The 11,442-nt window shown below is 32.7% G+C and carries 8 protein-coding genes and 1 pseudogene; 8 read left to right on the top strand and 1 reads right to left on the bottom strand.

The annotated features are described in order from the left end of the window. The first annotated feature begins 248 nt into the window (after positions 1-248). Positions 249-2,498 (top strand): glycoside hydrolase family 3 N-terminal domain-containing protein, encoded by a 2,250-nt coding sequence (locus QMG30_RS20075; protein WP_281818584.1) that lies wholly within the window; start codon positions 249-251, stop codon positions 2,496-2,498. Between the two features lie 184 nt (positions 2,499-2,682). Here QMG30_RS20075 and QMG30_RS20070 read toward each other — a convergent pair whose 3' ends face one another. Beyond that, entirely contained in the window at positions 2,683-4,011 is a 1,329-nt protein-coding gene (locus QMG30_RS20070; RefSeq protein ID WP_281818583.1) for an alpha-amylase family glycosyl hydrolase, read from the bottom strand. 246 nt (positions 4,012-4,257) lie between these two features. Here QMG30_RS20070 and QMG30_RS20065 point away from each other — a divergent pair, with 246 nt between their 5' ends. From QMG30_RS20065 to QMG30_RS25185, 7 genes and pseudogenes are all read left to right on the top strand, one after another. Further along, positions 4,258-5,190 carry an extracellular solute-binding protein gene (locus tag QMG30_RS20065; RefSeq protein WP_281818581.1) on the top strand — a complete coding sequence of 311 codons (933 nt, stop codon included), beginning with the start codon at positions 4,258-4,260 and terminating at the stop codon, positions 5,188-5,190. A 12-nt stretch (positions 5,191-5,202) separates the two neighbouring features. After that, positions 5,203-5,751 (top strand): annotated as a pseudogene (locus QMG30_RS20060) (sugar ABC transporter substrate-binding protein); the annotation flags it as partial. Positions 5,752-5,780: 29 nt separating this feature from the next. Further along, positions 5,781-7,151, top strand: a complete 1,371-nt coding sequence (locus QMG30_RS20055) for an ABC transporter permease subunit (protein WP_281818580.1) — start codon at positions 5,781-5,783, stop codon at positions 7,149-7,151. Positions 7,152-7,155: 4 nt separating this feature from the next. Further along, positions 7,156-8,031, top strand: coding sequence for a sugar ABC transporter permease (locus tag QMG30_RS20050; protein ID WP_281818579.1), 876 nt, complete (start codon positions 7,156-7,158; stop codon positions 8,029-8,031). A gap of 173 nt (positions 8,032-8,204) precedes the next feature. Next, a complete protein-coding gene (locus QMG30_RS20045; protein WP_281818578.1) occupies positions 8,205-9,239 on the top strand; it encodes a LacI family DNA-binding transcriptional regulator in 1,035 nt (344 codons plus the stop codon). A 58-nt stretch (positions 9,240-9,297) separates the two neighbouring features. Continuing rightward, positions 9,298-10,140: a P-loop NTPase family protein gene (locus QMG30_RS20040; protein WP_281818577.1), complete on the top strand. Its 843-nt coding sequence runs from the start codon at positions 9,298-9,300 to the stop codon at positions 10,138-10,140. 137 nt (positions 10,141-10,277) lie between these two features. Beyond that, positions 10,278-11,243, top strand: a complete 966-nt coding sequence (locus QMG30_RS25185) for a helix-turn-helix transcriptional regulator (RefSeq protein ID WP_281818576.1) — start codon at positions 10,278-10,280, stop codon at positions 11,241-11,243. The last annotated feature ends 199 nt before the right edge of the window (positions 11,244-11,442 follow it).

Genomic DNA, 11,442 nt, shown 5'->3' with positions numbered 1-11,442 from the left:
AGTGTGGCAATTCAATAGATAGAGACCTAAATGCAAGTATAAACATTAAAAATCAAGGTAAATTGTTGTTGCAATATTAAAATATTACAGGGTAGGGCTTACCCGTAGAGCTTGGTAATAATAGTAATCATTAGGTTACTACGTCCCAAGAAGCCCCCTCAAAACCGTTTTATAGGTTTAGTGGGGGAGCATGTCACATAATGTTGAAAACGTCAGAATTTATTGTTTATGAAAATGGAGGAATGATAATGGATTATATGAATAGAGAATTGCCAGTAGAAAAAAGAATTGTGGACTTATTATCACGTATGACATTAGAAGAAAAAGCAGCACAACTTGATATGATGCGTGGGGTGGAATTTGCTACAAAGCCTTCAACTATACATAATTGTAGTGTTGATAATGATACGGAATTTAATTTTGATAGAATTAGAAAAGAATTTGGTGACAGAGGTATTGGTTTTGTGCATGATACTTATTCAATACCCGCAGTGATGAATAAACTTCAACGATATTTCATTGAAGAAACAAGGTTGGGTATACCATGTATATTTACTGCAGAAGCGTTACATGGTGTGAGTGGAACAAGAGGAACAGTATTTCCAGTACCTCTTAATTTAGGAGCTACATTTGATGTGGATTTAGTTAAAAAAGTGGGAGAGGCAATAGGTAGAGAAACTCGTGCTTTAGGTATGCATGAAATATTAGCCCCAAACTTAGATATCGCAAGAGAACCACGTTGGGGAAGAGTTGAAGAAACTTTTGGGGAAGATACTTATCTTTCTTCAAGAATGGGAGTTGCTATGATTACAGGTGAGCAAAAAGGCGATGTAAGCCGAGATGATGCTGTAGTTTCGGAGCCAAAACATTATTGCGTACATGGTATCCCAGAAGGTGGTACTAACTGTTCACCAGCAAGAGTTGGACATAGAGAAGTACATAGTGTATATCTTCCAGTATTTGAAGCTGGTATTAAAGAAGGTGGAGCATATAATGTAATGGCAAGTTATAATTCCATTGATGGTGATGTAATGATGTGTTCAAAATATTATTTGAATGATATATTAAAAGAACAACTAGAAATAAAAGGATACTCTCGTTCGGATTGGGCAGGAATCGGTGAAATAAAAAATAGGCATCACTTAGTTAAAGATGACAAAGATGCTATAAAGATGGCAATAGCAAATGGGTTAGACGTTCAAGGTTGTGATTATCCAAATGAATTTTTTGAAACAACTTTAGTAGAATTAGTAAATGAAGGAAAACTGGATATTGAAAGAATTAATGATGCAGTGAAACGTGTTTTAAGAGTAAAATTTGATTTAGGTTTATTTGAGAATCCTTACACAAATGAGGAACGATACAAAGAAATAATACGTTGTGATGAGCATAGAGATATTTCTTTAAATGTAGCTCGTGAATCAATAACATTACTTAAAAATGATGGAGTATTACCTATTGGCAAAGAATGTAAATCAATTGCATTAATAGGTCCATCTTCTGCATCACAAAAAATAGGAGGTTATTCTTCTCTTCCTACTGGTTATAAGGTTTTATCAGTATATGATGAACTTAAAAAAGCAGTTGGAGAAGATGTTATAGTTCGTCAATGTGATGGGTGTGCTATAACTAAAGGAAAGAAAACTCAGCGAATTGTTGATGGTCAACCTCATTTATATTCTGAAGGAGAAGATGAAATAATTGATACAGTTGAAGAAGCAATAGAAATCGCTAGTAAATGTGATTTCATAATAATGGTAGGTGGAGATAATACAATAACCAGTGGTGAGGGCCGTGACCGTTGCGAGTTGACTTTACATGGTAGACAAAGAGAGTTAATTCAAAAGCTTTCAGAATTAGGTAAACCTCTAGTGTTAATATTAGAAAATGGTAAACCTGTTGATCTATCTATAGAAAAAGATATTTGTAACGCAATTATGGTAACATGGTTTGGTGGAGAGCTTGGTGCACAAGCAATTGTGGAAGCTGTATTGGGTAAAATAAATCCAGCAGGTAGATTGCCTATATCTTTTCCACAAAGCACAAGTCGTATACCTTGTTATTATTCTATGCTTCCAGGTGGAGCGACTGTATTTTTAGAAGGAGATAAATCAGCCTTATATCCTTTTGGTTTTGGATTGTCGTATACAACATTTAATTATTCAGATATGACTGTTAGTAATATTGATAAAAAAGAATGTACAGCAACTATTTCAGTTAAAGTTAAAAATACTGGTAATATGAAAGGTGATGAAGTTGTTCAGCTTTATATTGATGATGTTGAGAGTACTGTTGTAACGCCGCCAATGTTATTGAAAGGATTTAAACGAATTTCATTAGATGTTGGTGAATCAAAGAAAGTTTCATTTAAATTGAATTATGATTCATTTAAGTTGATGAACCTAAAATATGAATGGGTAGTTGAATCAGGTGATTTCCGTATTTTAATAGGTTCTGCATCAAATGATATTCTTTGTGAAACTACAATAACTTTATAAATTAATTTAAGAGGTAATATAAATTAAATTGATTGAAAATGATTAAAGGTTATGATGATAGTAAATAAAGGAATATAGTATAAAAAATAGTTTCCTAGATATTTTGTTTATTCTAGGGAACTATTTTTATATATTTTATAGAGCCTTTTTTACATTCTTTTTGCAAGATATAAGCTATACCAGTCTAACATTTAACTTTAAAAATAAAAGCTTCTTCCCTTAATAAAATCTTCTGATTTTCTATTCTTATATAATCATCAGTAACAAGGTTTTTATAATCTCCGTCCTTAATAGCAGGGATAGGCAAATAATTATTATCATTAATTGATAAGTCCAGTATACCTGTTTTACTTTCAACATTAAATATTCCATAAAGAACTTCAGTTGAAGTAGCATAAGTAGCAAAAATAACTCCTTCAACGTTTGGTTTATGAATCATATATCTGCCTGCAGCGAAGATAGCTTCTTTTTTTAGCTGTGATAGGCGTTGTATAAGAGATATAAAAGGCTTATCTACTTTAGACCAATTGATAGGGTCTTTATCAAATAATGAGGGTTGTTTAGTTGCTTTAACTTCTTGACCAGAATATAATAGAGCAGCACCTTTTTCAAAAAACATGAATGAAGTCCAAGTAGCTAGTAATGAATCATTTGGTATCAATTTCTTTGCTCTAGGAATATCATGATTTTCAAGATATCTTAGTTTCACATAATTATCAGGATAAATTGCTTCTTGTAATCTTTTTCGTGCCAAAAAGTAATCTAGAGTGCATTTGCCACGTAGATAGTTTGACATTTCTCCGTATGTGTCATAGTCATAACAGATATCAAAGACTTGATAGGTTTCAGAATCTGAAGCCATAGGAATACCCGCATTTCTAACACTTTCTAAAAAGTGAGGTTCAACAGTTTCTGCAAGGAGTATTATATCGGGATTAATCTCTTCTAATTGCATACGTGCTTCAGCCCAAAATTCCATAGGTACAATAGGTGCAACATCACATCTGAATCCATCGACACCTAATGAAGCCCATTTTTTTAAAGCATCAATTTGTGATTGCCAAAGATCATGATTATTATAATCCAAATCAATAATATCTGACCAATCAGCAATCTTGTTACCATAATTACCTTCTTTTGTTTTATAGTAATAATCTGGATGTTCCATTTTATAGACGTTATCATGAGATGTATGGTTATATACAACATCAATCATAACATCCATTTCCATAGTATGTATAGTTTCTATAAGGTTTTTGAAGTCTTCTTCTGTTCCATATTCAGAATTTATCTTGGTATAGTCACTGATTGAGTAAGGACAACCTAGAGTTCCTTTTTTATTTAATCGACCAATAGGATGTATTGGCATAAACCAGATTATATCTACTCCCAAATTTTTAATACGTAGTAAATCACTAATAATGCCTTTAAAAGTACCAGATTTAGTGTGATTTCTTACATATACTTCGTAAATAGTTTTATTTTTTAGAGTTGCAGGACTATTTTTAGCCATAATAAACCTCCTAACAAGTAATTGGATAAATTTTATTAAATATTTTGGTTAATCGATTAATTTGGATATTTATATTAAAACATAAAACATATAAAAAGTAAATATTTAATTAAAGTTAACCGATTATATTTTTTATTGACTTTTTTAATATTGTGGTGTTAAACTATAAATGATGTTATAACTGAAAGTTTTTTGCGATATATAATCAAACTTTCTGATTATAATAAATATCAAGGAGGGTTTTTGATGAGAAAATTATTTTGTATTATTATGGTTTTAACGTTGATGATGTCATTGGTAGGGTGTAAAAAGGTTGTTACTGCAAAGTTTGAAGATGACCTGAAGTGGGATGAGAAATCTCAATCATATGCTATGGAAAAAGATGCGAAGTTGATGTTGTGGACGGATAATGATGAATTTGCTGAACAAGTTATTAAATTATGGAATGAAAAATATCCAGACGTTACATTAGAATATGAGAATGTAGATTCAAATGATGGTGCAAAAAAAATGAAACTTGATGGTCCAGCAGGTCTTGGAGCTGATGTTTTTTATATGCCGCACAACAGTGTGGTTGATGCTAGAGAATCGGGTATATTATATAAATTCCCTGAGCGTGTAAAACAATGGGTTATGAATAATATACAGGAATCAGCATATGAAGTAACCATGTATGAAGATGATATGTATGCCATCCCATCATCAATAGAAAATATAGCATTAGTATATAATAAACAATTATTGAAAGCACTTCCTGCTTTGCCAACAACGATTGAAACCAGTGCTTCCAATTTATTGGAGCAGGTTGAGAATGAAGAGATTTATATTGAAGAACTATTGGAAGGTGTTGCTTCATGGGGAAACAATTATTCAGGAGCTGGAATAGAAGTTCCATTTAAGCAAGATCGTTTCTATAAAGGAGATGGTGAAGAAATAAGTGATTCAGAGGATATACATACTATTCTGGCATGGCAGCTCTATGATGCGTATCATAACTATCCATTTCTAACTCGTGATGGATATCGTGTATTCGGTAGTGATAATAATAATCCAGACATGTTTGACATAGATAAACCAGAGGTCAGATCTTCCATTGAAGCTGTAACTGGTGATTGGTATGGAAATAAGGATGAATCGAAACTATTTCCAGGACTGGCTACATTAGAAGATATGGGATGAGACCAAGCTCCTTCACGATTCCAGAAAGGTCAAGTGGCAATGACGATAACAGGTCCTTGGGTGATGCAAGATATTATAAAGAATTGGGACCTGTGGATACAAGAAGGGAAATTTGGTCTTACTGCTGATAGTAAACCTTCAGATATCTTTGGAGCAATAGCCCTACCAAAGTTCAGCAATGGCAATAACCCTATAACTTTTTCAGGTGTTCAAGTTACAGGTATGAATATATATACTGACTATCCTAATGCAGCAATTAACTTAATCAACTTTTTGGCAAGCGATGATGTCATGAAAGTAGTTTACGGGACATTAGGTAAAATCCCAGCTGTAAAAGACTCTTCTAAGATACCTGGACTCAGTGAAGATTCCATTTCTAATGGTTTCCTGGAACAAGCGGTTTATTCCCATGCTATGCCTGTCATCCAAGAAGGTAACTATATGTGGGATCCTCTTCGTGATGTTTGGACAAATATTTTTGTAGAAAAAATGTCAATTGAAGAAGCTCAGGCTAAGTCTTTGAGTGATTATCAACGTATACTTGAGGATGCTGGTAAATAGATGATCTTGCTTGTTGATAGGAGGTAAATATGAAAACAGATACAAATAACTTGGATAAAAAAAGTTACTCCATATGGCAAAAGTTATTTGGTAAAAGAATGACTAAATCGGGAATGCTGTCTATATTTATTATGGGTGCAGGGCAGCTTAGAAATAAACAAAAAGGGAAAGCTCTATGCTTCTTTCTGATACAGCTAGTCTATGTTTTAATTGAAATTTTAACAAGTTCTTTGGTTAGTGGTGGATTGCCTAATCAACCTAAAGCTTGGGGGTATGGATTTTTTAGAAAAGGTTTGTGGGGATTCTTTACACTAGGAGAGACAACTGGTGGCAGATTTAGAGATAACTCTCCTGTATTGATGATTGAAGGTTTGATTGTGATTTTACTATTAGGTATATTGATATTCTTTTGGATAATCAATATCAGAGATGCAAATCAAATAGCCATCGAATATGAAAAATCGGGACAAATAAAATCTTCGAAAGAATATTTTAAACATGTGTTCGAGACAAGTTTCGCATATGTAGTTAGTGCTCCATCATTAGTGCTGTTGCTTTTGATTTCTATCATGCCTATTTTATTTGCTTTCTTTACAGCATTCACTAACTATGATGCTTATCACAATCCGCCAGCGGATTTGATAGATTGGGTTGGATTTGGTAATTTCATGAAGGTAATACAGCTTCCAGGATGGAGGACTACCTTTATAGGAGTTGCCGTATGGACATTGGTATGGGCTGTAATCGCAACATTTACAACGTTTTTTGGAGGATTATTTCTTGCATTGGTTGTTAATAATCATAGGGTACGTTTTAAAAAGATATGGAGGACTATTTTAATATTGCCATGGGCGATTCCTGGTATGGTATCTTTACTTGTTTTTAAAAATTTCTTTAACCAGACTTATGGTCCTCTAAATAGAATGCTGGGCATGAATATTCCTTGGCTCAATAATCCAACTCTTGCAAAGTTTACACTTATAGCAGTTAACTTTTGGCTGGGGGTACCTTATTTTATGATGCTGATGACAGGGATACTAACAAGTTTTGATAAAACTATTTATGAGGCGGCTAGAGTTGATGGAGCCAATAAAAATCAAATATTCTGGCATGTCACATTTCCGATTCTCTTAAGTCAGGTTATGCCATTGCTTATTATGTCATTCGCTGGTAATTTCAATAATTTCGGAGCAGTGTTCTTCTTGACAAATGGCAGTCCAAGAAATATAGCTTATGAATATGCGGGGCATACAGATATATTGATTACATGGATATATAAAATGACAAAAGATTTCAAGATGTACAATATGGCATCCATCATGTCTATTCTTATATTTCTATTAATCGGGGGTATATCAACTTGGAACTTCATGCATACAGATGCTTTTAAGGAGGATTGAGTAGATGACTGTATTAACCAATAGAAAAAAGAATAATAAGACATTTGTTGATTATGTAAAAGAGGTTTTAGCATATATAGGCATATATTCTGTGTTGCTGATTTTTGCATTTGTTATACTTTATCCAGTTATCTGGATTGTAGGATCTTCATTTACTAAAGGTTCATCACTTGCAACTGCTAGTGCAATTCCAAGAAATCCTTCCTTAAGTAATTATATTAGATTATTTGAAGAAACAAAGTACAAACAATGGTATCTCAATACGCTAACAATTGCAGTAATAAATATGGCTGTATCAGTTGTGCTTACTGGGACAATGGGATATGTGTTCGCCAGATTGAAATTTGCAGGCAAGAAATTTGGGCTGTTATCAATACTTATTCTGCAGATGTTTCCATCTTTCATGGGGATGATAGCAATATATGTACTATTTTTGAATTTTGGATTGTTAGACCAACCATTGGCACTTGTTCTCATATATGCCACTGGTCAGATACCTTATAATACATGGCTTGTTAAAGGTTATTTGAAGAATGTACCTATATCTCTTGACGAAGCAGCATATATTGATGGGGCAACCAAATATCAGACATTCAAGAGAATCATACTGCCATTAATGTCTCCTATATTAACTTTCGTTGCGGTAACTCAATTCATGGCACCTTGGTTTGATTTTATTTTACCTAGCTTTTTGATATCTTCAGATGAAAAGAAAACCTTGGCAGTGGGATTATACGAACTTATTAATGGTCAGGCAAACAATAATTTTACCATGTTTGCTGCAGGTTCAGTTATTGTGGCAGCACCAGTAGCATTATTATATTTATTCTTACAGAAATATCTTGTTGAGGGACTATCAGCAGGAGCTAACAAGGGTTAAAAACAACAGCTGTTGTATGCAATTAACGATTGTATACAGCAACTTATTATATATAGAGATAGATTATCAAGTATTCATATATTAAGATGGCATAGGTATACCGATTAACTATTGCTATAGAGTATGTAAAACGTTATAATAAGAAATATCTAAGATAAAGGTGATGAATGGCAATGGCAAAGATAACAATGAGAGATGTGGCAAAGTATGCAGGTGTTTCTGTAGCAACAGTCTCCAATGTATTGAACCACAATGATCATAAAACAACAGAAGCAACGAGAAATAAAGTATTTTCAGCTGTCAATAAACTGAATTATAAAATGGATATGACAGCAAGAACTTTGTCAAAAGGGAAATCTAATCTTATTGGGATTTTTATGCCTCAAGTTTACGAGAATAATATGCCTGGCACTATATTAAAAGAGAATCCCTATTATAGTGAAATTATCAGTGGGATAGAATATAGTGCTCGAATGTTGGGTTATGATATTTTGATTGCATGTATTGGTTCTGCGGAACAAGCCATTGAATTAACCGATAAAAGAATGCTAGATGGTATTGCTATACTGGGTGGTTATGAAGAGGTTTTCTGGGATAAAGTCTATACTCTTGAAGTTCCTATTGTAACTATAGACTCTTATAATCATGAAAGGAAAGGGGTAATAAATGTAGGTATCGATGATGAATTTGGGGCATATCTTGCTACAAAACATTTATTATCTCTTGGTCATACTAATATTGCAATAGGTACAGCAATACTTGATTATTCTCCAGTTAATCAACAACGATATAAAGGGTTTATCAGTGCTATAACACAAGAAGGGATAGATATTAAAGACTGTCTTGTCATTGAAGAAGAGGTATCTATTAAAGGTGGAATCAATGTTGGATATCGTCTTATAAAAGACCATAAAGATGTTACAGCCATATTTATTGTAGCAGATATCATGGCTTATGGTTTAATGAAGACTTTACACCAATTCGGTAAGAATGTACCTGATGATATTTCTATTATTGGATTTGATGATTTAAGTTTTTCTAATTATACAATTCCCGCATTGACTACAGTTAGACAAGATATATATACTAAAGGGATAGAAATATCCAAGTTGCTGATAGGACGTATTGAGGGGAATATGGAATTGTCAGATTCAATAGTTATGCCGGTTTCTGTAGTAATTAGGGAAACTACTAAGCAAAAAAAGTAAAGAAATAGAATAATGATTTTATGAATCAACAACATTGGTGGAACAAGGGAGATAAAAAATGACAACTAAATTAATTATTATAGAGGGCTTACCAGGGGCGGGAAAATCGACTACAGCTCAAGTGGTATACGACATTCTTAAAGACAAAGGATTTAATGTAGAGATTTATTGTGAAGGGAATTATAATCATCCAGCAGATTTTGATGGAGTAGCTTATTTTGATAATGAGAACTTTAATATATTGCAACAAGTTCATTCAGGAAGCATAGATATATTGAATAAGATAAAAATCAAATATCATAATGGTTACCTGATTCCATATAGAAAGGCTATTGAAGAACAAAAAATAACATATGAAGACGAAATAATTAATGATATTATTAAGAATGATATATATGAATTGCCTATAGATGTTCATACAGAATTGATATTAAGTAAATGGAATGATTTTGTCAATAATTATGGTAAGAATGATAAGGTCGTTATATTTGAGTGTTGTTTCATTCAGAATCCAGTAACAGTTAGTATGATTAGAAATAATACTCCTAAAGATGTTACTATGAATTATATCAATAGTTTAGCTGAGAAAATTACTCCATTAAATCCTATGTTAATATATGTAGAACAGAAGGATATTAAAACATCTTTTAATAGAGTTGTAAATGAAAGGTCAAAAGAATGGTTTGAAGGATTTTTGAATTATTATACAAACCAAGGCTATGGTTTAGCTAACAATTTAAAGGAGTTAGATGGAGTTATACAAGTTCTTGAAGCAAGAAGTAGACTTGAAAGAGATGTTTATGATTCACTTGAACTGATTAAGTATAAAATTGATAATTCTGAATTTAACAATAATTTACTCAAAGAAAGAATTAATTCAATTATAGAATCTGAATTATAATTTATAACTTTCAATATAAAAATCATCAGTAATTTCTGCTATGACATGAGATAGATAAATAGCAAGTAGAATCAAGCAGTAATCTTTCTGTTTCTTTATAATAAATGTAGGGCGATTGAAATGAGGTGAATAGACGAATGTACGAGTGGCAGAAACAAATTCAAATAATCGTTGATGAAATTGACAGATGTATAAAAAATTATAATGGCCATGCCTTGACACTACAATTTCTTTCTCGCAGGCTGGGTTATTCAGAATTTTATACAACAAGAAAATTCAAAGAAATATCGGGTATGCAATTTAGGGATTATCTACGGAATAGAAAATTAGCCTTTGCTCTAAAAGAAGTTCGGGATAGTGAAAAAAGTCTTTTGGATATTGCTTTTGATTATGGTTATTCATCACATGAAGCTTTTACTAGAGCTTTTAAGGGAACATATGGTGTAACTCCAAGTGAATACCGAAAAAAACCTAGGCCTGTCGTTCTTCGTACAAAAATAAACCCTTTTGACCGCTACTTTTTAGGATTGGGAGAGATTGGGATGATGAAATCTACAGAAGATGTTAAAATTTATTTTGTAACTATACCCGCACACAAATTTTTGCACATTAAAAACTATGAGAGTAATGGGTATTGGGATTTTTGGCAAAAGCAAAGTCTTATACCAGGACAGGACTGCGAAACGATTTGCGGTTTACTCGATAGTATCAAGGGCAAATTGGATGACGATGGTGGAAGCGAATCTAACTGCGGCGGCGGTCAGATTATGGCGTATATTAATGATCCAGACGGTAGACTCTGCGATTGGGGTATTCCACGTATAGAGTGTTATGGTGTACGACTTCCTTTTGATTATAAAGGAGAAGTACCACCACAAATGCTTATGATTGATGTTCCCAAAGCTGAGTATATTGTTTTTGAACATGGACCATTCGATTATGAGCAGGAAAATCGTAGTGTGGAGGAAAAGATTGAAAAGGCAATGGCAACTTTTGATTTTACAGGCACTGATTACTGCTTTGATACTTCCCCAGGTAGAATAATTTATTTTTATTTTGATTCAGAACGATATTTTAAGTATATAAGACCAGTGAGGAAGTAGATGGGAATCTTATTGGTAAATAGATGAATAAAAACTGTAAAAAAGAACTGTTACATTAGTAAATCTAATTGCTAATGTAACAGTTTCTTTTAAATAATTTATATGGGTCGATTTAATTTATTTTAAGAAGTGATTATCTATATTATCAAAAATAACGAAATTGACAAAAAATGCTTTATAGACTAGGATAAAATGGATA

Source organism: Vallitalea longa (genome assembly GCF_027923465.1).
Lineage (GTDB): Bacteria > Bacillota > Clostridia > Lachnospirales > Vallitaleaceae > Vallitalea > Vallitalea longa.
Note: the sequence above shows the minus strand (reverse complement) of the source record. Positions and strands in the feature narration are given on the sequence as shown.

Excerpts from the sequence above, each read along its gene's own strand:
- QMG30_RS20075 (WP_281818584.1), top strand. The coding sequence starts at position 249 with ATGGATTATATGAATAGAGAATTGCCAGTAGAAAAAAGAATTGTGGAC.
- QMG30_RS20070 (WP_281818583.1), bottom strand. The coding sequence starts at position 4,011 with ATGGCTAAAAATAGTCCTGCAACTCTAAAAAATAAAACTATTTACGAA.
- QMG30_RS20065 (WP_281818581.1), top strand. The coding sequence starts at position 4,258 with ATGAGAAAATTATTTTGTATTATTATGGTTTTAACGTTGATGATGTCA.
- QMG30_RS20055 (WP_281818580.1), top strand. The coding sequence starts at position 5,781 with ATGAAAACAGATACAAATAACTTGGATAAAAAAAGTTACTCCATATGG.
- QMG30_RS20050 (WP_281818579.1), top strand. The coding sequence starts at position 7,156 with ATGACTGTATTAACCAATAGAAAAAAGAATAATAAGACATTTGTTGAT.
- QMG30_RS20045 (WP_281818578.1), top strand. The coding sequence starts at position 8,205 with ATGGCAAAGATAACAATGAGAGATGTGGCAAAGTATGCAGGTGTTTCT.
- QMG30_RS20040 (WP_281818577.1), top strand. The coding sequence starts at position 9,298 with ATGACAACTAAATTAATTATTATAGAGGGCTTACCAGGGGCGGGAAAA.
- QMG30_RS25185 (WP_281818576.1), top strand. The coding sequence starts at position 10,278 with ATGTACGAGTGGCAGAAACAAATTCAAATAATCGTTGATGAAATTGAC.